Source organism: Pseudoalteromonas sp. RB2-MNA-CIBAN-0110 (genome assembly GCF_040309305.1).
GTDB classification, from domain to species: domain Bacteria; phylum Pseudomonadota; class Gammaproteobacteria; order Enterobacterales; family Alteromonadaceae; genus Pseudoalteromonas; species Pseudoalteromonas arctica.
On record NZ_JBEOOQ010000005.1, the window covers coordinates 110779 to 137607 of the forward strand.

27 protein-coding genes and 1 pseudogene are annotated in these 26829 nt (G+C 38.1%); 13 read left to right on the forward strand and 15 right to left on the reverse strand.

The genetic code is table 11. From position 1 onward, the window contains the following. Positions 1 to 11: 11 nt before the first annotated feature. Together ftsH and rlmE are read right to left on the reverse strand one after the other, a co-directional pair. A complete protein-coding gene (ftsH, locus tag AAEY68_RS04900) occupies positions 12 to 1955 on the reverse strand; it encodes an ATP-dependent zinc metalloprotease FtsH (protein ID WP_350585611.1) in 1944 nt (647 codons plus the stop codon). 66 nt (positions 1956 to 2021) lie between these two features. Further along, positions 2022 to 2651: a 23S rRNA (uridine(2552)-2'-O)-methyltransferase RlmE gene (rlmE, locus tag AAEY68_RS04905; RefSeq protein WP_007586629.1), complete on the reverse strand. Its 630-nt coding sequence runs from the start codon at positions 2649 to 2651 to the stop codon at positions 2022 to 2024. Between the two features lie 88 nt (positions 2652 to 2739). On the opposite strand from rlmE, the gene yhbY reads away from it, so the two are divergent. Next, positions 2740 to 3036, forward strand: a complete 297-nt coding sequence (yhbY, locus tag AAEY68_RS04910; protein ID WP_002963153.1) for a ribosome assembly RNA-binding protein YhbY — start codon at positions 2740 to 2742, stop codon at positions 3034 to 3036. Positions 3037 to 3116: 80 nt separating this feature from the next. Here the strand turns inward: yhbY and AAEY68_RS04915 are convergent, their stop codons facing one another. Together AAEY68_RS04915 and AAEY68_RS04920 are read right to left on the reverse strand one after the other, a co-directional pair. Continuing rightward, positions 3117 to 3620, reverse strand: a complete 504-nt coding sequence (locus tag AAEY68_RS04915) for a SixA phosphatase family protein (protein WP_350585612.1) — start codon at positions 3618 to 3620, stop codon at positions 3117 to 3119. Continuing rightward, positions 3617 to 4771, reverse strand: coding sequence for a serine hydrolase domain-containing protein (locus tag AAEY68_RS04920; RefSeq protein WP_165728721.1), 1155 nt, complete (start codon positions 4769 to 4771; stop codon positions 3617 to 3619). The genes AAEY68_RS04915 and AAEY68_RS04920 overlap by 4 nt, the downstream gene beginning before the upstream one ends. 113 nt (positions 4772 to 4884) lie before the next feature. Here AAEY68_RS04920 and AAEY68_RS04925 point away from each other — a divergent pair, with 113 nt between their 5' ends. The 6 genes from AAEY68_RS04925 to AAEY68_RS04950 all read left to right on the forward strand — a co-directional run bounded on the left by AAEY68_RS04925 (position 4885) and on the right by AAEY68_RS04950 (position 10875). Beyond that, complete coding sequence (locus tag AAEY68_RS04925) at positions 4885 to 5688, forward strand: hypothetical protein (protein WP_007586622.1); 804 nt, start codon at positions 4885 to 4887, stop codon at positions 5686 to 5688. A 354-nt stretch (positions 5689 to 6042) separates the two neighbouring features. Beyond that, positions 6043 to 6900, forward strand: coding sequence for a MipA/OmpV family protein (locus tag AAEY68_RS04930; protein WP_024590955.1), 858 nt, complete (start codon positions 6043 to 6045; stop codon positions 6898 to 6900). Then, positions 6890 to 7273, forward strand: a complete 384-nt coding sequence (locus AAEY68_RS04935; RefSeq protein ID WP_007586617.1) for a DUF3019 domain-containing protein — start codon at positions 6890 to 6892, stop codon at positions 7271 to 7273. Before AAEY68_RS04930 ends, AAEY68_RS04935 begins: the two co-directional genes overlap by 11 nt. Before the next feature lie 25 nt (positions 7274 to 7298). After that, positions 7299 to 8003 carry a response regulator gene (locus AAEY68_RS04940; RefSeq protein WP_024590954.1) on the forward strand — a complete coding sequence of 235 codons (705 nt, stop codon included), beginning with the start codon at positions 7299 to 7301 and terminating at the stop codon, positions 8001 to 8003. Positions 8004 to 8022: 19 nt separating this feature from the next. Then, positions 8023 to 9315, forward strand: coding sequence for a sensor histidine kinase (locus AAEY68_RS04945; RefSeq protein WP_007586613.1), 1293 nt, complete (start codon positions 8023 to 8025; stop codon positions 9313 to 9315). Positions 9316 to 9519: 204 nt separating this feature from the next. Continuing rightward, the gene (locus AAEY68_RS04950) at positions 9520 to 10875 is read left to right on the forward strand and encodes a sodium-dependent transporter (protein WP_165739754.1); all 1356 of its coding nucleotides are present in this window, start codon (positions 9520 to 9522) and stop codon (positions 10873 to 10875) included. Positions 10876 to 10954: 79 nt separating this feature from the next. Here the strand turns inward: AAEY68_RS04950 and AAEY68_RS04955 are convergent, their stop codons facing one another. Further along, a complete protein-coding gene (locus AAEY68_RS04955) occupies positions 10955 to 11404 on the reverse strand; it encodes a GNAT family N-acetyltransferase (protein WP_350585613.1) in 450 nt (149 codons plus the stop codon). Between the two features lie 74 nt (positions 11405 to 11478). Beyond that, positions 11479 to 12222, reverse strand: coding sequence for a sporulation protein (locus tag AAEY68_RS04960; protein WP_024594040.1), 744 nt, complete (start codon positions 12220 to 12222; stop codon positions 11479 to 11481). Between the two features lie 265 nt (positions 12223 to 12487). On the opposite strand from AAEY68_RS04960, the gene AAEY68_RS04965 reads away from it, so the two are divergent. Beyond that, on the forward strand, positions 12488 to 14062 hold the full coding sequence (locus tag AAEY68_RS04965; protein ID WP_007586608.1) for a cation:proton antiporter domain-containing protein: 1575 nt from the start codon (positions 12488 to 12490) through the stop codon (positions 14060 to 14062). Positions 14063 to 14419: 357 nt separating this feature from the next. Next, complete coding sequence (locus AAEY68_RS04970) at positions 14420 to 14644, forward strand: DUF3820 family protein (protein WP_024594039.1); 225 nt, start codon at positions 14420 to 14422, stop codon at positions 14642 to 14644. Positions 14645 to 14732: 88 nt separating this feature from the next. Here the strand turns inward: AAEY68_RS04970 and AAEY68_RS04975 are convergent, their stop codons facing one another. The 6 genes and pseudogenes from AAEY68_RS04975 to ilvY all read right to left on the reverse strand — a co-directional run bounded on the left by AAEY68_RS04975 (position 14733) and on the right by ilvY (position 20422). Continuing rightward, positions 14733 to 15980 carry an ATP-binding protein gene (locus tag AAEY68_RS04975; protein ID WP_024594038.1) on the reverse strand — a complete coding sequence of 416 codons (1248 nt, stop codon included), beginning with the start codon at positions 15978 to 15980 and terminating at the stop codon, positions 14733 to 14735. Positions 15981 to 16005: 25 nt separating this feature from the next. Further along, entirely contained in the window at positions 16006 to 16698 is a 693-nt protein-coding gene (locus AAEY68_RS04980; protein ID WP_024594037.1) for a response regulator, read from the reverse strand. A gap of 14 nt (positions 16699 to 16712) precedes the next feature. Further along, positions 16713 to 17093 carry a DUF3019 domain-containing protein gene (locus AAEY68_RS04985; RefSeq protein WP_024594036.1) on the reverse strand — a complete coding sequence of 127 codons (381 nt, stop codon included), beginning with the start codon at positions 17091 to 17093 and terminating at the stop codon, positions 16713 to 16715. A gap of 1 nt (position 17094) precedes the next feature. Then, positions 17095 to 17907: a MipA/OmpV family protein gene (locus AAEY68_RS04990; RefSeq protein WP_024594035.1), complete on the reverse strand. Its 813-nt coding sequence runs from the start codon at positions 17905 to 17907 to the stop codon at positions 17095 to 17097. Between the two features lie 447 nt (positions 17908 to 18354). After that, a pseudogene (locus AAEY68_RS04995) lies at positions 18355 to 19400 on the reverse strand (GGDEF domain-containing protein). Positions 19401 to 19516: 116 nt separating this feature from the next. Continuing rightward, on the reverse strand, positions 19517 to 20422 hold the full coding sequence (gene ilvY, locus AAEY68_RS05000; RefSeq protein WP_350585614.1) for an HTH-type transcriptional activator IlvY: 906 nt from the start codon (positions 20420 to 20422) through the stop codon (positions 19517 to 19519). A 138-nt stretch (positions 20423 to 20560) separates the two neighbouring features. On the opposite strand from ilvY, the gene ilvC reads away from it, so the two are divergent. Both ilvC and AAEY68_RS05010 read left to right on the forward strand, forming a co-directional pair. Continuing rightward, the gene (ilvC, locus tag AAEY68_RS05005; protein ID WP_024589917.1) at positions 20561 to 22033 is read left to right on the forward strand and encodes a ketol-acid reductoisomerase; all 1473 of its coding nucleotides are present in this window, start codon (positions 20561 to 20563) and stop codon (positions 22031 to 22033) included. Between the two features lie 192 nt (positions 22034 to 22225). Then, entirely contained in the window at positions 22226 to 24145 is a 1920-nt protein-coding gene (locus AAEY68_RS05010) for a methyl-accepting chemotaxis protein (RefSeq protein WP_350585615.1), read from the forward strand. Between the two features lie 88 nt (positions 24146 to 24233). Here AAEY68_RS05010 and AAEY68_RS05015 read toward each other — a convergent pair whose 3' ends face one another. Continuing rightward, complete coding sequence (locus AAEY68_RS05015) at positions 24234 to 24563, reverse strand: GIY-YIG nuclease family protein (protein WP_165728714.1); 330 nt, start codon at positions 24561 to 24563, stop codon at positions 24234 to 24236. A 107-nt stretch (positions 24564 to 24670) separates the two neighbouring features. On the opposite strand from AAEY68_RS05015, the gene AAEY68_RS05020 reads away from it, so the two are divergent. After that, positions 24671 to 25030 (forward strand): outer membrane protein assembly factor BamE, encoded by a 360-nt coding sequence (locus AAEY68_RS05020; RefSeq protein WP_004335706.1) that lies wholly within the window; start codon positions 24671 to 24673, stop codon positions 25028 to 25030. A 133-nt stretch (positions 25031 to 25163) separates the two neighbouring features. On the opposite strand, the gene AAEY68_RS05025 is transcribed toward AAEY68_RS05020, so the two are convergent. Together AAEY68_RS05025 and AAEY68_RS05030 are read right to left on the reverse strand one after the other, a co-directional pair. Next, positions 25164 to 25487 carry an RnfH family protein gene (locus AAEY68_RS05025; RefSeq protein WP_007584122.1) on the reverse strand — a complete coding sequence of 108 codons (324 nt, stop codon included), beginning with the start codon at positions 25485 to 25487 and terminating at the stop codon, positions 25164 to 25166. Beyond that, positions 25484 to 25924, reverse strand: a complete 441-nt coding sequence (locus AAEY68_RS05030; RefSeq protein WP_007584120.1) for a type II toxin-antitoxin system RatA family toxin — start codon at positions 25922 to 25924, stop codon at positions 25484 to 25486. Before AAEY68_RS05030 ends, AAEY68_RS05025 begins: the two co-directional genes overlap by 4 nt. A 147-nt stretch (positions 25925 to 26071) precedes the next feature. Here AAEY68_RS05030 and smpB point away from each other — a divergent pair, with 147 nt between their 5' ends. After that, positions 26072 to 26551, forward strand: a complete 480-nt coding sequence (gene smpB, locus AAEY68_RS05035; RefSeq protein WP_010553883.1) for an SsrA-binding protein SmpB — start codon at positions 26072 to 26074, stop codon at positions 26549 to 26551. Positions 26552 to 26829: the final 278 nt, after the last annotated feature.

The following is a 26829-nucleotide window of genomic DNA, read 5'->3' on the forward strand; positions in this document are numbered from 1 at the left end:
TATTTTAACGATTATTCAGCTTTGTCATCAAGGTTTGTTTCATCTTTTTTTGATGAATCATCAGTCTTTTGACTTTCATCAGCAACTGGTTCTTGAGGTTCTTCCGCTTTTACCGGTTTAGCTTCATGACGGTCATGTGCATCACGCGGTTCACGTACTGGTTGGCGTGCCATTAAATCATCAATTTGCTTAGCATCAATAGTTTCGTATTTCATTAACGCATCTTTCATTGAGTGAAGAATATCAATATTTTCTTTTAATATTTCTTCTGCTCGTTGATAGTTACGGTCTGAAAATAAACGTACTTCTGCATCAATTATTTTAGCGGTGTCGTCTGACATGCTAGATGAACGACTACCACCGCCACCCATGTACATTTCGTTCTGATCTTCAGCGTAAAGTAATGGGCCTAATTTTTCACTTAAACCCCAATGCGTAACCATTTTACGCGCTATGTCTGTAGCGCGTTCAATGTCATTACTTGCACCCGTTGTTACTTTATCTGCGCCGTAAATAAGCGCTTCAGCAATACGGCCACCATAAAGGCTAGAAATCATTGACTCTAAAAGCTCTTTTGAATGACTAACACGGTCTTGTTCAGGTAAGTACATTGTTACACCCAGCGCACGGCCACGTGGAATAATAGATACTTTATAAACCGGATCATGTTCTGGCACCATACGACCAACAATTGCATGGCCAGCTTCATGGTACGCTGTCATTGCTTTTTCTTGCTCGCTCATCACCATGGTCTTGCGCTCTGCGCCCATCATGATTTTATCTTTAGCTGCATCAAATTCAGCCATACTTACAACACGTTTATTACCACGTGCTGCATAAAGTGCAGCTTCGTTTACTAAGTTTGCTAAATCAGCGCCAGAGAAACCTGGAGTACCACGGGCTATAAGAGCCGCTTCTACGTTATCGCCTAATGGCACTTTACGCATGTGTACTTTAAGTATTTGCTCACGACCACGAATATCAGGTAAACCTACTTCAACTTGACGGTCAAAACGACCTGGACGAAGTAATGCAGGGTCTAATACATCCGGTCGGTTAGTTGCTGCGATAACGATAATACCTTCGTTACCACCAAAACCATCCATTTCTACTAGCATTTGGTTAAGTGTTTGCTCACGTTCGTCGTTACCGCCGCCCATACCAGCACCACGTTTACGACCAACAGCGTCAATCTCATCTATAAAGATAATACAAGGCGCCGCTTTTTTAGCTTGCTCAAACATGTCACGTACACGTGACGCACCAACACCGACAAACATTTCAACAAAATCTGAACCAGAAATTGTAAAAAATGGCACTTTTGCTTCACCAGCAACAGCCTTTGCAAGTAACGTTTTACCGGTACCTGGAGGACCAACCATTAGTATACCTTTAGGAATACTTCCGCCAAGCTTTTGAAATTTCGATGGGTCACGTAAAAAGTCGACCAATTCGGTAACGTCTTCTTTCGCTTCATCACAGCCTGCAACATCAGCAAACGTTGTTTTAATTTGGTCTTCGCTCATTAAGCGAGCTTTACTCTTACCAAATGACATAGCGCCTTTACCGCCGCCGCCTTGCATTTGACGCATGAAGAATATCCATACACCTATAAGCAGTATCATCGGGAACCAAGAAATAAATATACTTGCTAAGAATGATTGTTCTTCAGGTTGTACACCCTTCACATTTACATCATTTTTAAGTAAATCATTTATTAAGTCTTCATCGTACATTGGCATCGTTGTTTGAAAACGCTCACCACTGCTCTTAGTACCAGTAATATTTCCTGTACCGCGGTCGATAATAACTTCTTGTAAAGAGCCACTGCGGACATCTTTTACAAATTGAGTGTAACTTGTTTGACGATCAACTTGCTCGCCGCCATTAAAGCTCTGAAAGACTGACATCAGCACAACTGCAATCACCAGCCATAGTATTAAATTTTTCGCCATATCGCTCAAGGGGTTAACCTCTTGTATCCAATTAATTTAAATTCAACTAAACGCCAAGCAACTGTACTACAGTTTGTATCCAGTCGCTACTATATATACTTCCCGAGAACGGGCACGTGAGGCATCAGGTTTGCGTATTTTCACTGCTTTAAAACTATTACGTACATCTTGCAAGTATTGATCAAAGCCTTCTCCTTGGAAAACTTTAACAATAAATGCGCCATTTTTCTTTAGTACTTGACTACACATATCCAGCGCAAGTTCTACCAAATACATACTACCCGCTTGATCTACTGAGTTATTGCCACTCATATTTGGTGCCATGTCAGAGAGTACCACATCAACATTTTTACCATCAATACGTTTTAACAACGCATTTAATACAGCCTCCTCACGAAAGTCACCTTGTAAGAAGTCAACACCCGCAAGTGAATCCATCGGCAATATATCACACGCGATCACTTGGCCTTTGTCACCTACTTTTTCAGCCAAATATTGAGACCAACTTCCTGGAGCCGCCCCTAAATCAACAACTGTCATACCTGGACGAAGTATTTTATCTCTATTTTGTACTTCATCTAATTTAAAAACCGCTCGGGAACGCCAGCCTTTTTTTTGCGCTTCTTGAACATATTTATCATCAAAATGTTCTTTCAGCCATCGCTGTGAACTGGCTGACTGTTTTTTATTTGTCATAAATTAACACGCAACTAATTAGTAATATTCTCTAGATGGCGTTAGAATACCCTTAATTCAAGCCATATTCAGCAAAATTTGTATAAACATGACATTATCAAACAAACAAAAGCAGTTTTTAAAAGGTCAGGCACATAGCCTTAAGCCTGTAGTTTTACTAGGTTCTAACGGTTTAACCGAAGGCGTAGTAGTAGAAATTCAAAGTGCATTAGAAATTCACGAATTAATCAAAGTTAAAGTTCCAACTGACGATCGTGAAACAAAAGCATTAATTTTTGAAGCAATCGTACGTGAAACTGGTGCGACTAAGCTACAAACGATAGGTCACACTATTGTGCTTTATCGTCAAAGCGTTGAGAAAAAAATACATTTACCGCGTAACTAATTATTCCTGTTAAAGGATTTAGTGCGTTTAAATTAAAAAAACCAGCTTAATGCTGGTTTTTTATTATTTAACATTTTAAATCAAAAACTCATTTTATGATGGGTTACATCATATTCGCTACCATTACTACTGGGCTTCTTATTCAATATAAAGTACTGAGAAAATTGTGTTTCACTCATTGCTGGCACTTTTTCATTCGAAAGTAGCTCGGCTAGTTGCGGTGTTGTATTACTGTGCCCAATAACAACAACTACACCTTTTAGTTTTAGTAACTCATTTTTTAAATCACTTAGCTTACCTGCGTTATACACATTTATTTTGGTATTAAAATGTGCCTGCAAAGGTGCGGCTGTTTGCAACGTGCGTTTATAGTTGCTGCTAAAAAGATGTATATTTTGATGTTCTTTAAACAACGTAACTAAATTATTTGCACGTGCCTTCCCCTCTTCTGAAAGCGCTGGATTTTTACCCGTTAACTTTTCGCTATGACGAAACAAATATATCTCATCAGGTGCTGCAAACACTAAACTACAATTGAATGACATGATTAAAAAAGTGATTGCTAATATTATTTTATTATTCATATTTTTTTACCTCGTTTGTATTCTAATAGCCTGTCGATAAATTCAGTCGTTAGCTCATTGATTACGCCGGTTTCAGCATTAACTATTAAGCTAAAACCAATATTTAAGTGAGGAAATACAACCACATCACTTCTATAACCTTGCACCCAGCCACTATGATAGTAAAGTGTTTCATCAGCATAGTTATAAACGCGCCAGCCTAATCCGTAATAGGCTTCATTGAGGTGTTTTTTCCATACCCTGCGATGCATTTCTTTTTTTGTATGTGTATAAGGGCGTGTTTGTTTTGCTAGAGTATCCAATGACAAAACATCAGGATATTGGCCCAGCTGCGCTCTTAACCAAATAGCCATATCACTTGCGCTAGCGTTCACACCCGCTGCAGGTCCCACTTTATAATAATTTTTTTTAAGCTTAGCGCTATACCAGCGTTTTTTACCCCGCACATGAGGTAGAGCATAATTATTGTCATGCACCATTTGTTCAAAACCTAAGCTCGCATCACTCATTTTTAATGGCTCAAAAATAGCTTCTCGTAACCACTGTCCGTAACTTTTATCGGTGCTTTGTAATATCACATCGCCTATAAGACTAAACATAACGTTTTGATAGCCATAACATTCGCCGGGTTTGCAAATTGGTTTGACGCTAAGCAGCTTTTCAACAATACCTGGGTAATCCATACGAGATTCAATTAAATTGTCGTATGCATTAGGAACTAATCCACTTGAATGGCTCAAAAGATGAAACACCTTTAAATCATCTTGATAAACAGTCCCTTTAAAATCAGTTATGTATTCGCTAACAGGCTTATCTAATTCCAGTAGGCCGTTAGCAGCCAATTTAGCTGATAACGAGCCTGCAAATGTCTTCGAAACAGACGCGAGTCTAAACCGAGTATGCTTATTAACTTTTTGTCCATTTCGTGATTTAGTTACGCCCATGGTGTGGATGTAGTCTGAATTGTTTATATTTACAATCGAAAGCGCTGCACCGGGTATACCTTTACTTTTTAATTTTTTTTGTGCGTAACGGCCGTACTTTTTTACAAATGCATCCCAATCAGGATCCGCTTTTGCTGCAAAACCCATAGAACTAAACAGCAAACACAAAGCAGATAGGCAATACGATAAAGAGTTGAGATACTTCATTTTTTATAAAATTTATCTTTTTAACTACATCTGCGCAGATAATATCATGAAGTTTTGTTTGTACTAACGTACAATACGACGATTATTTGGTTTTAAGCGAGTGTTTAGTACTTATGCGTTTTTTAGTTGTGTCACTTTTTATTTTATTATCAACTGGTTGTGCTATTACAAAGCAACCGGCCGAACCACTGGCTATGCCATTAAAGCCAACATTAAAAAGTCAGACCTATCAACTTGAGTACACTACAGAGCACTCATCTCCAAAAGTTAAATCGGTTCAGCTTCCTGCACATAAAGTAGTTAGAAACCAAACAGTAAAAATCATTACCGATAAGGCAAGCGTAACCGATAAACTTCTATCGCAAATTAGCCAAGCACTGAACGATAAACAACTAAAAGTAACAACTAAAAATAACAGTGACTACACACTGACTATTCAGCAACTCGATTTAACTTTCACAGATGATACTAAGTACGCAATAAAGCAACCAGAGAAGCCATTTACTTTATATTCAAATGTTGCCCAGCAATACCCAACACAACAGTGCGCTGCAATATTTGCACAAGTTAGTATGCGTCTCACGCACAAGTCATCGGGTGATGTTGTTTGGTTTGCTAAATCTTCAATCGACAGTGCAAGTTTTCATCGTGAACCACTAATTTACAATTTCACCGAAGAGCAAAAAATAACAAATGAGCTTGAGGTTGTCGCTTTTATTCATCAGCAAAACACTGACGAGGCCCGAATTGAAAGACTTGGCAAAGATATTCAAATACCTCAGTACAAAACGTTGTCAAAACTATCTAGCCTTACCAAACTTAGCGGTCCATGTAATAGAACAGAAGTAAGTGCATTAACACCTATGATGCAGTTTTACTTGAGTAGTATATTAATCGATAAAATTAAAGTTCAGTAAATTAGGGTCTGTTGATCTTTACGGATTAAAATTTGTTCAAACTAGGGGCTATTTAATCGCGGCGCGAGATTTGTAACCTAGTGGGCTAAGTCAAAACCGAGCAACAAAGAGTAAATAGCCCCTAGGAAGAACCCTTTGGGCAGCGCCTGTTTGGCATTAATGCTACGTTATCGCCCATTTATGGGGAATAGCCACACTGCATAGGCTCTGCCTTACCTAAATACCAAACAGACTGCTGCAAATTTAACCTTGAAAGTTCAACAGACCTAACACTTACTACATTTTTTTACAGATTAAAGGAACGAATTAACAATATACTACGCTTAATAACAAATAATAATTAGGCCCTAAGGGATGAGAAACGCTTTGCTTAACCATACTTTACTGAGCATAACACTGCTTTTTTGCTGCATTTTTAGCACGTCGAGTATGGCAAGTAACCGCTATTATGCAGATAATACGTTAGAGCCAACCCAAGGCTTTGCGTGGGATTGGAGTGCTGGTGCGGGCTTTTATATTGAAGATTCTTACCTTGTCGGCATTGAGTCTTACGATAAAGGCGTTGAGCTCGACTTAAGTCTTGCTGTTTCCTACGATAAATTTTACCTTGATTTCGATCACAATCAACTCAGTGGCGGCCTTGTAATAGGCTACAGTCTTATAGATAAATTTGATTGGGGCCTAGATATATTAGGCACAAATACTCAAGCTGGATTTGACGAAAAAGGCCTCGGATTCTATAACCATGGTGTTATAAAAGAACTCCAAGGTATAAAAAAACGTAATTACGACTTTGACGTCGGCCTTCGACTTTCTCGTCGATTTGAAAATTCTCAATTCTCTTTTGAATACCTTCATGATGTATCTGGCGCGCACAATGGCTGGGTTATAAATAGCTTTTTTAGTCACATTTTGCCGTGGCGAAACTGGGAGTTTAGATCTGGTGTTGGTTTAAGCGCCTACTCTGCTGACTTTACCAATTATTACTTTGGTATTGATAGCGATGAAGCCACCAGCCTTCGCCCGGTTTATAGCAGCAATGCCAGTACTAGTATTATTTTTGAGTTCCATGCTGAGTACCCAATAAGCCAAGATTGGGTGTTTTTATCCGGCTGGCTTACCACATGGTTTTCAAAAGAGATTGACGACAGTCCAATTATTTCCCAAGGATATCAACACAAAGCCAAGGTAGGCCTACGTTATGTATTTTAGATGGATCTGTGTATTACTGATCTTCCCCAGTACTTTTACTGTTAAAGCTCAGGAACCTCCTGAAGCACTTATAGCAGTTCCAGACACCTGCGTTGCATTGCGCGAAGGGCGAAATTGCTATGCTGACGTAACGCTAACGTGGGAGCAACCTATCATTGGTAATTACTGCCTACGTGACGCCACCTCAAAGTACATAATGCAATGTTGGCTCAAGCAACAGAGCGGTACCTTTAATTATGCATTTGATTCACAGCAAAGTATTTCATTTGAACTATTTGACAGCAATACCTCTAAAATAATTAGTATTGCCGAAGTAAAGCTTCAATGGGTATATCAAAACAGGCAAAAAAAGCGCCGCTGGCGACTATTTTAATACCAATCGCATTAAGGATATTTTCATGGATAACTATGGCACTATTTTACTCGTTGAAGACGATGTATCACTTGCTCAATGGGTTGCTGAATACTTAACAGAGCAAGGCTACACAACGCATGTTTGTCACAGAGGTGACGAAGTAATTAGCCAAGTCAAAACGTTAAATCCAAATATCGTGCTCCTTGATATTATGCTTCCAGGGCAAGATGGTATAAGCGTGTGTAGAGAACTTCGTAGTTTTTATAATTCGCCCATCATAATGCTCACCGCACGCGATGAAGAAATGGATGAGGTCATTGGTCTAGAAGTAGGTGCAAGCGACTACATAATGAAACCTGTGCGCCCTCGTGCATTGCTAGCGCGTATAAAAGCAGCCCTTCGCCAAAACAATGAGCCAAATACCCCACACGTTAACGAGAGTGTTATTAATGTTGGTACGCTTAGTATTGATACCGAATCTAGAAATGTAAAACTCAACAAGCAAGACGTAAACATATCAAGTGCTGAGTATTTACTGCTTCATTACCTTGCGAGCAATGCAGGCCAAGTGGTCTCGCGTGACGCTGTATTTAAAGCAACCAAAGGCAGAGAATACGATGGGCTTGATAGAAGTGTTGATGTACTTATTTCTGCACTTCGTAAAAAGTTTAATGATGATCCACAAAACCCTGAAAAAATTAAAACTATTTGGGGCCGTGGATATTTACTTGTTTCTACTGCGTGGTAATAAAGTGATGAATAAATAAATGAAAAAGTTTTATATATCGCTTTTAGGCAGTGCACTTTTATCTATTGTGGTATTGGGCTGGCTTATTGATGCTTTTAGTCAACAAGCGCATACCCCACAGGATGAATTTAGTCAGCAAAGTAAAATGATTATGGGTTTTAGCAAGCAATTAGCTAACATACCCACATCTGAGCGCAGCGATTATGTAAAACAACTGGCGCTAGAATTTGATGTTTTAATTGATTATAAACCTAATGAATCACTTGCTTTACCGCCTTCTTTATTATTACAAATGCATACGCCGGGTGGGCTGATTTTAGAAGATCAGCAAGGCTTTTATATGCTTTATAGCAGCGCTGTTTTAAATCCTTTTCACTTATCAATGCGTTTAGATAAAATTTTTGATAGCGAGCAACATAACGACATTATATTAACCTTACTCTTTTACGCAGGCTTATGTGTATTTATGGGGTTTATTATTGCGCCCTTAGCTAAACGATTAACCGTGTTAAATGAAGCCGCTAAAAAGTTTGCCTCTGGTAATGTTCAAGCCCGAATAAAAGTATCGCATTTTACTTACATAAAAGACGTAGAGCTTACCTTTAACCGCATGGCCAGCCAAATAGAGAAACTTGTCGCTGAAAATAAACTAATGGCTTCAAGTTTATCTCATGATATACGCACCCCTATCGCGTGCCTGCGATTTGGTTTAGATGCGGCATTAGATAGCCATGATGAGCAAAAAGTAAAACAGTATTTAACCCGTATGGAAAATGATTTAGACCATATGGAATCGATGCTTAGTAGCTATTTAGCTTTTGCTACTTTAGAACAAAATGCTAATAAGCTGACCTATTCATCAACAAACATTAAGTCCTACCTTGAAGATATTTTAGTTCAACTTGCACCAAAACTTGAAATGCAAATGCTTAACGTACAGCTCAATAGTACAGATAAAATAATAAATGCAGATCTTCACTGGCTTGCTCGCGCAATTACTAACTTATTAACTAACGCATGTGATTTTGCAAGCCAACATATTTACCTGAGCGCAAAGTTACACGAGCAACAGCTTATAATAACGGTAGAAGATGACGGCCCGGGTATCGCTCGAGAAAATTTTAGTAATGTATTTAGCCCATTTTTTAGGGAAGAAGATCACCGTAACAGAGCTGATAAAAGTTACGGCCTTGGTCTAGCTATCGTTGAAAAAGTAGCCGACTGGCATCATGGTAGTGTTAAAGTAAGTAAAAGTACCCAGCTAGGTGGTGCGTGTTTTACTCTCACTATTGCACAGCATCATAATTCGTAAAGCAATAGTTACAGACTGTAATTAACAATTATTAAACAAAATCAACTCGTTATTTTAAACGACTCGATAACAACAATTAAAATCGATGGTTATAACACACACTTTACTTATTAAATTGTGCTAGATCAGCAAATAAGCACTTTTTATTTTTTAACATTTCCAGTAGATTGTCACCGCCGTCACACAATAGAGAAGTACAATAATATGAGCGCAGTTAGAGGCGAGTTCAGCTCTCGCTTTGGTTTTATTATGGCCGCCGCGGGTTCTGCCGTTGGTTTGGGCAATATTTGGGGATTCCCTACACAAACAGCAAGTAATGGCGGTGCTGCATTTTTAGTCGCATATTTAGTGCTTGCGTTCTTTTTAGCCTACCCCGCTTTAATGGCTGAACTTATGATTGGTCGTCATGGCCAAGCAAATGCGGTTTCATCACTTCAAAAAATATCTAATAAGCCATGGCAAAAACACTTTGCCTTTATTGTTGGTTTTGGCGGTATTTTATGTGCTGGCTTTATATTAAGTTTTTACGCCATTGTTGCTGGTTGGATGCTCAGCGCTACAGCTGAACCCATAGCCACTTTAGTTGGTGCCAACACAGCATCTACATGGTTAAGCGAGCAATCACTTACCCGAAACATTATATTCACTCTCGTCTTTATCGTACTAACTGTCGCTATTATCAGTAGAGGCGTTGAGAACGGTATTGAAAAATGGTCAAAACGTTTAATGCCCGCTCTTTTGGGGATTTTATTTGCACTTATTGCTTATGTAATGACCCAAGATGGCGCAATGGAAGGTTTAAAGGCTTACTTAGTTCCTGATTTTTCGTCTATTTTTGACGCAAAACTATTAGTTAGCGCACTAGGACAAGCTTTTTTCTCTTTATCGCTAGGTACTAGCGTAATGATTATTTACGGCTCGTACATCAGCAAAAAAGAAAATCTTGTTTCTTTAGGTGCCTATGTAACCCTTATTGATGTATTTATAGCCTTTGTAGCGGGTTTACTGATTATTCCGGCTATGTATGTAGCGCAAGCTCAAGGCGTTGAAATATTCTCGGCCTCAACAGGTAAATTACTCTCTGAAGATACGTTAGTATTTCAGGTACTCCCTGCTTTATTTGATGGAATGGGCGAAGTTGGCTTATTTGTGGGCTTTTCATTTTTTGCGTTAATGAGTATTGCCGCTTTAACGTCATCTATTTCAATGTTAGAGGCGCCAGTATCATACACTGTAGAACGCTTTGGGATGAAACGCGTTCAGGCAACCTGGTTGATTGGAGCTTTAATTGCTATCGTTAGCATTATAATTGTGTGTAACCTTAGCAGCTTATTTGGCTTAGTGATTACTTTAACTACAAAAGTAGCTCAACCTTTGCTTGGCCTGATGTGTTGTATATTTGTAGGCTGGATTTGGTACAGAAGCTCATTACTTAAAGCAATTAAAGAAGGTAATCCTGAGGTCCATAACACATTGTTTTGGAAAATATGGCCTTGGTATACCAAGTTTGTGTGTCCACTTGCTATTGGTATGGTGTTTTTACACTCACTCTTGAGCTAAATAATACCTTAACCTTAAAATAGTCTTAAATTAAAATAGCCCACATTAGTGGGCTTTTTTATAGCTGCTTAAATTGGATTTATTTAGTGAGTTTTAAAATCATATCTTGATGAGGTATACCGTCTTCTAAATATTCACTTTTATAATCCTCAAAGCCAAAAGAGCGGTAAAAATCAAGTAAGTAAGTTTGTGCACCTATATAAATATCTCGCTCAGGCCATTGTGCTTTGCAGCAGTCTATAGCTTTAGTAATAAGTAAAGTAGCATACCCATTACCACGCGCTCCTTCACTCACTAGCACGCGACCTATTGCGCTGTATTGCTCACTTTTGTCATAACAACGCGCATAAGTTTGTAGTTGCTCATTATCCAATGTATATAAATGCTGTGTATTTAAAGCAATATCTACATCATCAAATTCAGGGTAAGGACATTTTTGCTCTACAACAAACACATCAACCCGCCCACGCATAATAGTAAAAAGAGTCTGTGTGTCTAGAGCGTCAAACTGCTCACATTTAAACTGCATATTAAATCCTATAAGCAAAAAACCCAGCTTAGGCTGGGTTTATTAAAATCACTCGCTAGCTTAGTTAGCTTATACTAAGTAAATAAGCGCTCTAGCTGATCACACAACTGCGATAGATTCACATGATCGTGCTCTATGGTCAAATCTACATAACCATCGCCTTTAAAGGCTCTGTCTAGCTCTATAAGCACATGTGTTTTATGTGCCTCTGGTACAAACGATAATTCAATCTCCTGAATGCCAAATAAGCTGCGGCTATTAGGTTTATACTCAAGTTCTTGGTAACACCCAGATAATGACTGAAAAGTTGAAGCCCGTAAGTGGCCTTTTTCTACGTCAGCTTTCATTAAACTAAAACCTAACTTTTCCATCGCTTGCATACACGTTTTAACCGCTTCATTAGGATAAATGTGTAAATGATCTTTATCTGTTGGGTCAAGTGCTAAGTCTATATCTAGGCCTGTTTCTAGCCATACGTGTGATTGATTATAACCTGCATTAATTTCTGTAATAGGTGTTTCAGAATGAAGACGTGCTTCAAAAGGGATGTTTTTAACTTCGCCTGGCTCAATTGTACCAATATCTGTAATTCGCCATTGCTCAATTACATGATTAGTAAAATAATCACCATCATCACCCGCAACTTTAACACGAGTCATTAATAATAAATCTAAGCCTGCGATATCTTGGTTAACATCCCCTGCTGTGATAACTATTTGTGCGTTAAAAAGTTGACCTGGTTGTAGGTGTTCAGTTTCTAAAATAGTGTCTACTTTTGCAGCACCAATACCTACCGACGCTAAAATCTTTTTAAACATATCTCTCTCCTTAAGCTGAGCTGCTCTATTATTTGCTCTGGCTTAAACTTCTTCGTTATCGCATCTTAACCATATTTAAAAGCTAATGTCAGTGAAAAAATGTTATTTACATACTATTTACGATTAAATAAGTGTTTAATGCGCATTTTTCATACGCAGCAAGGCAAGTAATTGATTAGACGCGTTCATTTTTAGGTCTATTATATTTTCAATGGCATAAATTTTTCGTTACACTGCAACACCAAATGAAGTGATATTAAGAATTATGGAACTAATCTATTTTGCTGCCGCGTTTGTTTGTGGTTTTGCCGTTTATCAATTAAAACTACCTCCTCTTATTGGATTTTTATTAGCAGGCTTTGCTTTAAATTTATCGGGATATAAAAGTACAGAGTTGCTCGATACAATTGCAGCACTTGGCGTAACCCTTCTTCTTTTTAGTATTGGTTTAAAGCTAAAGGTAAACAGTTTAATTAAACCTCAAGTTTGGGCACCTGCAACATTGCATATCATTTTTAGCAGTGCGTTATTTAGTGGTTTTATGCTGTTACTTGGCGTATTCGCTATTCCACTATTTGTTGATTTAAGTTGGCAGAGTGCTTTATTAGTTGGGTTTGCGCTTAGCTTTTCAAGTACCGTATTTGCAGTAAAAGTGCTTGAAGAACGCGGGGAAATGGCAAGCTTACACGGTAAAATAGCCATTGGTATATTGGTAATGCAAGATATCTTTGCTGTTATCTTTTTAGCTATTAGCACTGGCAAAGTCCCAAATTTATGGGCAATTGCACTAATAATTGCTTTGCCTTTATTACGACCTGTAATGTATGGCGTGTTGAACCGATCTAAACATGGTGAACTATTACCATTGTTTGGTTTTTTCTTTGCTCTAGTTGCTGGTTATCATGCATTTGAATTTGCAGGCCTAAAAGGCGATTTAGGTGCACTAATAATAGGAATGATGTTTGCCCCTCACAAAAAGGCAGGCGAGCTATCAAAATCCCTGCTTAATTTAAAGGACATATTGCTAGTTGGCTTCTTCTTAAGTATTGGTTTGAGCGCAGAGCTAACCACTAACTCCTTGATTGTTGCTATTATACTTATTTTAGTATTACCCGTTAAAATAGCGCTTTATTATGTGTTCACTAATATATTTAAACTACGCGCGCGTACATCATTACTTACTGCTTTTAGCTTATCTAACTACAGTGAGTTTGGTTTAATTGTATGTGCAGTGGCTGCAACTACAGGCATGATCACCTCTGAGTGGCTAGCTGTAATGGCAATTGCTGTTTCTATTACCTTTATAATTGCCTCCCCATTAAATAAGCGTTCAAACGAGTTGTACGTAAAAATAGAGCACTGGTTATTAAAGTTCGAAAGCAAAACTCGTTTAGCTGAAGAGCTACCTGTTAACCTTAACGATACTAGAATAGTCATTTTTGGCATGGGACGGATTGGTACTGGTGCTTATGAGACTATCAACGCGACTCACCCAAATGTTGTTGCAGGTATAGATATAAAACCTGAGGTGGTAGATAAGCACGTTAACAGAGGCCGCAACGTCTTAATTGCTGATGCAACCGACCCTGACTTTTGGCAACGAGTAAATCACTCGCAAGTAGAAATGGTTATGCTTGCGATGCCAAAACACATGCAAAATATTTTTGCCTTAGAGCAACTACAAGCCTCCGGTTATAAAGGTCAAGTAACAGCTATTGCAAACTACCCTGATCAACAAAAAGAACTAGAAGAAATGGGTGTTCATTCTACTTATAACTTTTACCTAGAAGCCGGTAGTGGTTTTGCAGAGCACGTTAAACAAGAGCTATTTAACGAATAATTACTTTTTATGACGTCTATAATATAACAAGGCCTTAATCAGTTAAGGCTTTGTTATTAGTTTTTAAATAAAAAGCAATTCTATTTACATTCCTTTACAAGCCAATTCACCACAACAATGAAAAACAGGTAGACTAACTGTGTTGGTTAAATAAGAACCCATGTTCTAATAATAACTTAATTAGATCCCAGCTAATTAAAGTTCAACTAGGTTTATATCAATCAACATAAAATTATTAAATCAGAGGGCCTACTCCCTCGCAAAATAGGCTGTTTCTTGCCCGTCACAGCCTATTTTATATCTCTAAAATCCCTTACACTTACACTTACGCATACTTTAAATACATAAGTAGTTTTTATGGATCCAAAACAACTAAAAATAGCTATTAATACCATAATGCCGTTTGGAAAATATGCAGGACGGCCATTGCTTTTACTGCCAGAGCCTTATTTAGTCTGGTTTAACAAACAAGGGTTTCCTGACTCAAAACTAGGTAGTCAACTTGCGATGATGTATGAGGTAAAACTAAATGGCCTTGAGCAAATGTTAATGCCATTACTTGAAAAAAATAAAAATAGTTGAGAACTTTTTTAAGTACTTGCGGTCTATTATATTGCTACTTGTTGATTTTGGTTTTTAACCGCAAAAAAAGCGTCTCTAGGCGCTTTTTTTATGTCTTTAATTTGAGGGGTAAATATACAATAAATTTAGCACCACCTAAACTTGAGCTTTCTGCTTTACACTCTCCTTGGTGCCACGACACAATTTTAGCAACTATAGCGAGTCCTAAACCAAAACCACCGGTATCCTTGCCTCTACTTTTATCTAGTCGAGTAAAAGGTTTAAATACATTTTCTCGCTCAGCGGGAGCTATCCCCTCCCCATCATCTTCAACAATCAATACGATGTGTTTTGTCTCTTGTAGCAATGAAATTTTGACTTTTTTATGGGTATATTTGAGCGCATTGCCAATTAAATTTTGAAATACTCGCGCCATAAAGTGACTATCACAGTAATAATTTAAATGCTCAGGGAGGTTTACAGAGAGCGTTGTTCGGGCTTCAAAGTTTAGCTTTTCAACAGTTGTTTTTACCAGCCCAGCTAAGTCACAGTTTATTGGCTGTAAACTAGGTTGTTGAGAGTCTAATCGCGCGTATTCAAGCATTTCAGAAACTAGTGACTCAAGCTCGCTAATGTCTGTTTGCATATTTGTTAGGTATTTCTCACCTTTTACGTCAAGCATTTGTTCTTGCAGCATTACTATTGCAAACTTTAAACGTGCTAGTGGTGTTCTAAACTCATGCGACACCGATGAGGTAAGTTCTTGCTGCGCACTAAGTAAAAACTCAATACGTTGCTGCATTACCTTTAATGTATCAGTAATAGGTAAAAAGAAAGACTTAGAAGAGTCATTTAGTTGAAAGTCTTGCAAACCCTCTACCGCTTCACACGCTTTACGTAGCTTTGCAAAGTCGCGCCATAGTAAAAAGCTCCACAGCCCAACAGGTATACCTACAATAATAAGTAGTAATAAATACGGCCAAACAGAAGATGATTCCTGCGTTAATACACCTACCGGTCCTACTTGAAGTAATGAATCATTACCGAGATCTACATACCAAACAATACGTTGTTGCTTATCGTATAAGTATAGGTAGTGCTTTTGGTTGAGCTGCGATTGTTGTTTTTGAGGGAGTATTAAATCACGTCGTTCAATCACTTTACTTTCAAAGTTGTGCTTTAACTTTTTAAGACCATTTGGAGTTTGTGAGAGCAACCAGAGTGATTGCCCAAACTCATCGTCTAAGAAGACCTGCTGTTGCGACTCTTCGTAAGGCCACAATTGCTCTATAACACCGCTCACTACAAACAAAGAAACGATGATATATAAATATAAGCTGGTAAACAGTTTTCCCATTAAAGCCGACTAACCTTAAATAGTTCTAAAGATCCCATGCATCAGAAACAAATAAGTAGCCTTGTCCCCATACAGTTTTTATACGATACGGCTTATCGCTGTTGTCGCCTAATTTTTTACGAATTCGTGATACGCGTACATCCACAGTTCTATCAAGTCCATCGTATTGGCGGCCAATCATATGCTGGTGCACATGTTCTCGACTTAGTACTTCACCCGCATTTGACGCTAATAGCCATAGTAACTCAAACTCGTGCGAAGTTAATACAATCTCCGAATCACTTAGTTTTACAATACGACTTGTTTTATCAATGACTAAATCACCAAACTGGAGCTCTTCGCTTGATTTTGCCATGGGTTGTCCACGACGCAGTAATGCATTAATTCGCGCTAGTAATACACGTGGCTCTGCTGGTTTTATTACATAATCATCAGCGCCAAGCTCTAAACCAAGTACTTGGTCGAAGTCTTCACCTTTAGCAGTCAACATTAAAATTGGTAGAGTAAATTTATCTCTCACTTGGCGGCAAACGCTAAAGCCATCTTTACCTGGCAGCATAACGTCTAAAATCATTAAATCGGGTGTATTGTTTTCTAAGTAATTAAACACTTCGTCACCACGGTCTAATACTTCGACTTCAAGGCCATTATGTTCAAGGTAATCTTTTGTTAGTTGTTGTAAACCGAGATCATCTTCAACAAGTAAAATTTTTGGCATTAGTTGCTCCTAAATTAAAAAAAGCTCCACGGAGAGCGAAGCCTACGCCTATTTTTTTTAGCATGGGCGCTTTGTACTTCAACCTGTGTTTTTGCTATTAACACACCCGTATGAGGATTGATTAAGGAGTATATGGTCTCCACCTGAACACGCGCTTTATAATTAAATTGCCCAGAAAGTTGTTGCTCCCAGCATTGAAGCCGTTGCTCTTGCTGATACAAACAGACATCACTGTAGGTGTTTAATTGCCATTTAAATTGTAAATCAAGATCGCAAAAACCCTGCTGTTCAGAGACAACGCAGACTTTTGGAGAAACGCTAAAAAAAGGGGTTTGTGCCACACTAAAACCACTAAAAAAAGTGGTAATAAAGACAACTAATATTGAATACTTCATATTAAAAAGTACGATCGAATCCTATAAATGCAGTCATTGAATAAGTACGTTCAAAGAGCGGACTGCCATCCATAGCCGAATAGTCGTAATATGCTACATGAAAACGAAGAGAGTCAGCCTTACTCAGAGGCCAACGGGCGTCGATTTTAGCATAAGGTTGCCAACTACTACCAACGTCTATTTTGCCAAATTGAGTTTCACCCTCATTAAGTCCATAAAAATAGCTATTTAGTTCCGCAGATTTATAGTTTATTCCAAGTGTTGGCTTTATTTTGAGCTTTCCTAGCACAGTATGATACTGCCACTGTAATGCTGCGCGTACACCTCGATAAACATCGGTTATATCATGCAGAGCCTGAACCGAAAAAACATGGTCTTCATTTACATAGTGATATGCAATACCCGCATCCAGTGCAATTTGCCGTTTATGTAAATTATCAATATCAACATAGCGAGAGGACGAGGCTTCATCTTGCATTACGAACTGATTGTGGAGAGCACTGCTTTGTAGTGTAAATACATTTTTAGGGTGCCAGTCTATAAAAAAGCGAGACTCAGAGTTGAGTTCACCAACTAGATTAAAGTGATGCTTAGGGGTTTGCAAAAATGAATAACCAAGACGGCCATTATCAAAAAACCATTGCTCTGCATAAAACGCAACTTGAGGAATAAGCACGAGCGGAATATTATCTCCACCATGCAAAGGGTTGGTTATAACTCCAGCCCCCACGCTTAAACTCAAATGCAGACGATCGGTTGTTATATCTTGCTCTGTATAATCGTCAGCATGCTTGCTTGCCTGTGTTGCTTGCACCGAAAGGCAAACAAACAAAGTGCTAAAACATAGAGCTGTTAATAATGAGAAGGCATACCGCATCAGCGTAAATCAAAGTATCAAAATAAGTGAGTTCCCCATACTAGCAAGGTCTTTTTAAACTAGCTCTAGCTGGTTACAATTATTCACAATTTGTATACAGAAATGTTAACTTTATGCTTTTCGGACTATTTATCTTTCAAGGTAGTTGTGTCTAAGGATTATATTTTGAGTTGCTTGTGTAGTTTTTGACTAATAGTACTTTAAAATACTTTGAAAATGAGGCACAACGTAGCAAATGCAATTATTCAAATAAAAAATTACTAAGAGCTAACTCGCTACAGCTCTATTGGGTTTTACCTGCTTGTTTACCAAAACTGAAGTTGGATTAAATCGCCCTAAATTGAGCGGCTTTAACCCAAATAAATCAAAAACCTCTGGCACTTATTAAATATCAGGGGCTATTTCTATACGATTTCGTCCATGTGTTTTGGCAATGTATAAGGCTCTATCTGCACGCTCAACTAAAACAGAACTATTTGTAAATGGCCGTAAAATTGCTAAGCCAAAACTTGCTGAAATAGCACGTTTTGCAGTTACATCATGCTTTTTACGAATCGCCAATTTTGCTATTGCTAAACGAATACAATCTGCAAATGCTATTATATCGTTAATAGTGTCAAAGTAGGCTGTTATGCAAAACTCCTCGCCACCATATCTATACACATTTGCAGCTTCAGTTGTATTTTCTCTCACTTTTTTAGCAACTAGCCTAAGCACTTCATCACCCTTTTGATGGCCAAAATCATCGTTAAAGCGCTTAAAATGATCAATATCAAACATAATGAGTACGGCAAGAGAGTCTTCTTGCGCTTGCTCTGAGTATTCGAGGCAAAAGTTTACAATATCAGAATCAAACTTACCTCGATTATAAAAACCCGTAAGCGTGTCGGTATCGGCTGCTTCCTTTGAAATATTGAGTGCTTCTTTTAAATCTTTTATTTCATTGTAGGCAACGGCTAATTTAGTCTGAAACTCCCGAGCATAATCTTGCATTGCAATAGAATCGTCGGTTAAACGCTCAACACAACCTAGTATCTCATTGTAAGAGTTTACATCAACAAGCATATTTAATTCATTTTGTGAGTCGACTAAACTCGTCGTAAAGCTTTTAGAGTGATCAAGCGTTGTGCTTATATCTTGCTGAACTTGCTCCATAGTTGTATGAAATTTTCAGTCATTTCTTGAAAAAAAACGAGATCGTCTTGCGTTAAATGTTTATCAAAAATTTCTTTTGCTTTGTCTTGTGAACATGTTTGTTGCAGAGCAATAACATGGTCTAACTCAGCATTTAATGAAGGTTTGTTTCCTTGAATATAACAGTACCAAATTGCATAGTTGATGGGTGTAACCGGCATTCGGTATTTTACCATCAAAGGAATCGCCTTTTTTAGGCATTGAGCAGAATGAGCAAGTGATACGGCGTGGTTCATAAATAAACTCTCAAGCGTCATTGTTTTTATTATTAGCGCTCAATGTTAAGTAATAGTAAACTTATACGCAACCTATATTCATACTATTTAACTAACTTGCTTATTCTCTGCGCGCATTAAATCGCTTTTGCATCTAAAGTTTGCGCAATATTCCACAAAGCACTGATTGCAGGGTCATTTAACTCTTTCCTTAATACTGCCAAACCAATATCAAACCCATCAGGCGCTTGCATTTTTGGTGTTAGTATTTGTACTTTATCTTGCAGCGGGCTGTTATCTAGCACTATTTTAGGGACCATTGCGACACCTAATCCTAAGCTCACCATAGATACCATTGCTTCGTGCCCAGCAACTTGTGCGTAAATTTTCCCGTGAATATTATTTTTGCGCCACCATTGTTCTAACCTTTGGCGAGAAAAACCTTGTTCTGGCACTATAAATTCTAAATCAGACCAATTAATGTCATCACTATTTTGTGTTAATTTTTCTGTGATCGGACATTGAATTTTTGGTCCAATTAATAAAAGCGGAGAGTGCCCTATATCTACAAAAGCAATTTGCGCCGGTAACTTATTTGGCTTAGCTGCAATAGCCATTAATTCATGCCCATCTAACACACGGTTTATAGCAAGTGCAGGGTCGCCTGTATTTAATGTTATTTCTATATACTGATGCTGCGCACGAAGTTGCTCTAATATTTGATGTAAAAAACTATAAGATGCAGTAACCGAGCAATAAATACTTACTTTGCCGTAAATATGTTGTTGTGGGTCTTTCACATTCGTTTTAAAACGCTGCCAATTAGCAAGCGTTGCTGTGGCGTAATCAATAAACGACTCACCCTCACGCGTTAATTTAACACTGCGGTTATCGCGGATAAACAACGCCACTCCAACCTCCTCCTCTAAGTACTTTATATTACGGCTCAAAGTAGGTGCGCTTATATGACAAAGCTCGCTTGCGCGTCCAAAATGAAGTGTTTTAGCCAGTGCTAAAAAGTAGTTTAAATGTTTATGATCCATTCCAAACCCAGTATTTCATATTATGAAACACTTTAATTCAAATATATCATTTTACGCAAGCAACGATTTTACATATGGTGTTTGTAAGCGCAATAAACATTACGCATCTAACAAACATGACTTTATAGGACACTAACAATGGCGAATTATTTCAATACCTTACCTTTACGCGAACAATTAGCGCAATTAGCGCAATGTGAATTTATGGACGCAGGCGAATTTGCCGATGGCGTTGACGCACTTAAAGGTAAAAAACTAGTTATTGTAGGCTGTGGCGCACAAGGTTTAAACCAAGGCTTAAACTTACGTGACTCTGGTTTAGATGTTTCTTACACATTACGCGCTTCAGCTATTTCTGAGCGTCGCCAATCATTTTTAAATGCGTCTGAAAACGGCTTTACTGTTGGTACTTATGAAGAATTAATTCCTACCGCTGACGTAGTACTTAATTTAACGCCAGATAAACAACATACCGCTGTAGTAAGTGCGATTATGCCACTTATGAAAAAAGACTCTACACTTGCTTACTCTCATGGCTTTAATATTGTTGAAGAAGGCATGCAAGTACGTGAAGACATTACCGTAATCATGGTTGCGCCTAAGTGTCCTGGTTCTGAAGTACGTGAAGAATACAAACGCGGTTTTGGTGTGCCAACTCTGATCGCAGTTCACCCAGAAAATGACCCTCAAGGTCTTGGTTTAGCACAAGCTAAAGCGTATGCAGCGGGTACTGGCGGACATCGCGCAGGTGTACTTAAATCATCATTTATTGCTGAGGTTAAGTCTGACCTAATGGGCGAGCAAACCATTTTATGTGGCATGTTACAAACTGGCTCTATTTTATGTTTTGATAAAATGGTAGAAAAAGGCGTTGATGCGGGTTATGCATCAAAACTAATTCAATACGGCTGGGAAGTAATTACCGAAGCACTTAAGTACGGCGGCGTTACTAACATGCTTGACCGCCTTTCAAACCCAGCAAAAGTAAAAGCGTTTGAACTAAGTGAAGAGCTAAAACTAATTATGCGCCCGCTTTATAATAAGCATCAAGATGACATCATCGACGGCACTTTCTCACGCACTATGATGGAAGACTGGAATAATGATGACGTAAACTTACTTAAATGGCGCGCAGAAACAGCAGAAACTAACTTTGAAAAGACCCCTGCTGGCGATGTAGAAATCTCTGAACAAGAATTTTTTGATAACGGTATTTTAATGGTAGCAATGGTTAAAGCAGGTGTTGAACTTGCATTTGAAACCATGACAGCAGCAGGCATTATCGAAGAGTCAGCTTACTACGAGTCATTACACGAAACGCCATTAATCGCCAATACTATTGCGCGTAAAAAGCTTTTTGAAATGAACCGTACTATCTCTGATACTGCAGAATACGGCTGTTATTTATATAACCATGCATGTTTACCATTACTTGCTGATTTTATGAAAAACGTTGATACAGACATTATCGGTAAAGGTCTTGGCGAGCACAGTAACCAAGTTGATAACCAAACATTAATTCAAATTAACGCTGCATTGCGCGAACACCCAGTTGAGAAAGTAGGTGCTAAATTACGTGGCTACATGTCAGCAATGAAAAAGATTGTTTAACCCTAAACAATAAATGTTTCGCTTGTTAGAAACCAAGCCCGTATGCTTTTTGCATGTGGGCTTTTTTATGCCTGTTAATAAAACTTTAATCAATCTGGTATATCTTTGCCTATTCTGCTTAGCCAATATTTAGTTCCAAATAAATAATGTGCTAATATGTTTTTCTATTTAGTTGTAAAATTAATTAATATCATGACGATACAAAATCTTTCGATCACTCAAAAAATCACAGCTTTAGGCAGTGTTATTGCTATATGCGTAGCCGCACTGATTGGTTTGACTTCCCTACACAGCTCAGAGGATATTATTGAGCGACGTATGATTGAGTCAGAGCTCCCTAGTAAACTGCAAACAATCAGTAATCACATAGGCGGTGAAATCAACGAGTTACTCGGTGCTGCTCAGCAACTATCATCAAACGAATTTATTTTACAATGGGCTCAATCAAACAACCAAGACGATACATTACTATTAAAAGAATTAAATCGCGTTGCCCAGCAATACGATTTAGCCACAGCATCTTGGGCAAATAGAGACACTGCACAGTACTGGAACCAGAATGGGTTTTTGCGTGTGTTAAAAAACGATGCAGCCGATGGCTGGTTCTTTGCTTTTAAGCAATCAAAACAACCTTACTCTATCAGTATTTATCAAGAGTCAGCCAATGATGTGAAAATGTTTGTAAATCATCAGCAAGCTAATGGGACTGGTTTAGCAGGTCTTGCAAAAAGCATCACTGATATGCAAAAGCTATTACAGCAATTTAAAATTGAGCAAACAGGCTTTGTATTCATTGCAGATAAAAGTGGATTGATTCAGCTTCATAAAGATGCAAGTAAAGTAGCTAAAGCAAACATTGATGATTTATATACTGCAAATATTCACAGCCAACTATTTAATAGTAATGGCTTTGCACTAGAAGAAATTAATTTAAATGGCGAACCGACACTTGTAGCTGCTATGCCTATTAAAAACACCGATTTATATGTTGTAGCCCAAGTGCCAAAAAGTGAAGTTTTCGCAAGCGTAAACACCCTGCAATGGCAAATATTTACTTTTACGGTAATTACAGCATTGGTTGCGAGTTTAATCAGTTATTTGCTTGCTCGCTCACTTTCATCTCCACTTTCTAAAATGGCTGAGTTATTTTCACGCTTAGGCTCTGGCGATGCAAATTTAGCATACCGCTTACCAGAATCGAGCCAACCAGAGCTTAACAATCTAAGTAACGGCTTTAACCAGTTTATAAATAAAATAGAAACAGCGATTACTCAAGTTGCGAGCGAAAGTCACGATATTAGAAAAAGCTCTGATCATGTATTTGAACAAGCAAAACGGAACTCCCAAGCAATAGACAACCAAAAAGAACAAACAATATCTGTCGCAGCAGCAATCAACGAAATGGGCGCTACAGTACAAGAAATAGCGCAAAGCGCAGCAAATACAGCTAAGTTAACCGATAACAGCCGCGAAAATACTATTCAAAGCCATAAACAAGTACTCCAAAGCCAAGCAACTATATCAGCCCTTGCCAGCGATATTGATGGCATAACAGAGCAAGTTACTTTGCTTTCTAAAAAAACGGTTGATATTGCAAGTATTGTTGACTCAATTAGAGGCATATCGGATCAAACTAATCTACTTGCTTTAAATGCTGCAATTGAATCTGCTCGCGCAGGTGAACACGGACGCGGCTTTGCTGTTGTTGCTGATGAAGTACGTGCACTGGCAAACCGTACATCGCAATCAACCACCGAAATTCAATCTATGATTGAAGAGCTTACAAAAATATCTGATGATGTAGTTAATGATATTAGCCAATCGAAATATAAAGCTCAGCAAAGCGTTGGTGCAATGCAAAGCTCTGTTGAATTACTTGATACGATAACCGAAACAGCAAATCAAATAAACGATATGGCTACGCTTATAGCGACTGCAACTGAGCAGCAAAGTAATGTGGTTGCCGATGTAAGTCGTAATATTGAGCAAATTAGCGAAATTAGCGATAAAGCAATGAGCGAACAAATCAATACAGAGCAAGCGATTCGCGACTTAGCCAACAGTGCACAAACACTTGATGCGCTTGTAGCTACCTTTGAACAGCATCGCTAAGCAGCTCTGATATTACACGCCAGCTATGAGCATAAGCTATATTCGAAGATAGTTTTTGCTCATAACGAATATGCTTAATTTACACAAACTAAGTACTTTTGCTATCGCCAGTATTAAATGCTAAAACGTACGCTTCCTTTTTAGCTCTAGGGAGCTTTTTTAATTGATACTCAAGCTTACTTGCTTCACTTTTATTACCTACTTGTTGTTGATGGATAAGTAAAAGAGGCCCTTTTCCTCTAAGGTTTTTAGCCCCTTTACCAGCTTGATGAGTTGCAAAGCGTTTTTCAACATTAGTCGTGATCCCTGTGTACCAATGACCAAATCGTGTTTCAACTATATATAAAAACCAAGTAGACTCAGTTTTTAAAATATTCGTTTCAATATGCTGTAAACTTTTTTCATTATCAGTGGTCAAAACATTACCTTAACGCCCTTAACATAAAACAATTGCTTAAAAGGGTTTTACCTTCAGTGACTAATCGGTATCATGCAGATTATAAAAAATAAGGATCACAACTAACAATGCAGTCGTTAAAAACTTTTTCTCTTTGGCTTATCGTCGCTTTAACACTTAGCTCAGCAGCAGGTTGCTCTAGCTGGGTATACCGAATTAACATTCCACAAGGTAACTTTTTAGAGCAATCGGATGTTGAAAAACTTCGTGTAAATATGACCCGAGAGCAAGTTGTTTATGTATTAGGTAGACCTATTGCCGAGGACGCCTTTGATAACAATACTTGGCGCTATATTTACAGCTTTAATAAAGGCCGTAAAAACGAACAAAATAAAGAGTTAGTAATTAACTTTGAAAATGAAAAGTTAGTTTCAATCTCAGGTGATTATGACCAACCTGAAAACTTTACTACACCGCTAGAGCAATAAACGTCTCAGGTAGTAAAAAAGGTGAGCATGGCTCACCTTTTTTATTGGTTTACTTAAAAAGCTTTTACCATTTTAAAAGACGTTAGCGTGTGATTTAATCTGTTAAATTGTTCGAAGTTTATGCCGATTGGTATTACTTCTCGAGTGGGCGACCACCCGTTATTTTATTTGCACGCCCCTCTTCTTTTGCTTTTTCTGCACGTTTTCTGCGGGCATCTTTAGGATCTGCAATTAGTGGACGGTATATTTCTATACGGTCACCGTCTTTTAATTCATAGTTAGCTTTTACAGTTCGATTCCACACACCTAACGTTAGCGATGTGGCATCTATTTCTGGGCACTTTTCTATAATACCTGACTGAATAACAGCTTGCTCGACTGTAGTCCCTTGTGGCACTTCAATTGATAAACACGTGGCCGTGGTCGGTAATGCAAAGACCACTTCAACATTAATCATACTCGCGCTCCATAAACCTGTTTTGCACGTTGAGTAAATGCACTCACCATATTTTTTGCTACATCGTTAAAAATCTTTCCAAAGGCAAGCTCTATTAACTTACTTGAAAATTCAAACTCTAGGTGCAAATGAACCTTACATGCTTTGGCGTCAAGCTCTTGAAAATGCCAGCGCCCTTTTAAGGTCTTAAACGGACCATCAACAAGGCGCAGTAACACGGTTTGCTCATCAACAAAGGTGTTTTCGGTGGTAAACCACTTTTTTATACCCGCCTTAGATATTTCTAAACTCGCGGTCATGTTATTATCGTGCTGTGAAACAATTTTTGAGTCTGAGCAATTTGGTAAAAACTGTGAATAAGCTTCTACATCATTAACTAGATCAAACATCTCTTTAGTGCTGTACATAACCAGCGCACTTTTTTCTATTTGTGGCATACTCACTCCCAACTGTGTGGGCGAATTTTAGCAAGCTTTGCGCGTTTCCCCAAATTTTCATGCTGCTTAAATTAAAGCTAAATTTTTAAAAGCATTATTAAAAAAATCGATGTAAAACATCTCACATTACGTATATTATAGGGCACTATGGCTAAGAAAAATTCATCAAAATCGACAAGTAATACCATCGCGCTAAACAAAAAAGCGCGACATGAGTATTTTTTACACGATAAGTTTGAAGCGGGTGTTGAACTACAAGGCTGGGAAGTTAAAAGTATCCGAGCTGGTAAAGTAAATATCACAGAAACTTATATTCATCTTAAAAATGGCGAAGCATTTTTACTTGGCAGTCAAATTCAGCCACTTATAAGTGCATCGACCCATGTAATTTGCGACCCGCTACGTTATCGTAAATTGCTATTAAGCAGACGCGAACTTGACCGTTTATTCGGTGCAACAGAGCGCGATGGCTATTCTTTAATAGCTACAGCGATGTACTGGAAAAAATGCTGGGTAAAACTTGAGTTTCATTTGGCAAAAGGTAAGAAATTACACGACAAACGCGAAGACGGTAAAGATAAAGACTGGTCGCGTGAAAAAGAACGCTTAATGAAGCATAAAGCATAATTAAAAACGCCTAATTTATTAGGCGTTTTTAATTTCACCTATATAAAAGCTCAAATAATACCAATTCTCTTAATTAAATAATCTACTTTGAAATAAGAAAATCGTATCGATAACAAGACAAAACTTGTTATACCAATCTGCTTATATATGGGGTCTATTTAACGTTAAGAAAATTACGCTAGAACTAGGCAAAAATTTTTATATCTAGTTGTTCTAAATAAAAAATTTTTAACGACGTTATAGTGCAATTTAATTCGTTAAATTGATCAAAGATTTAT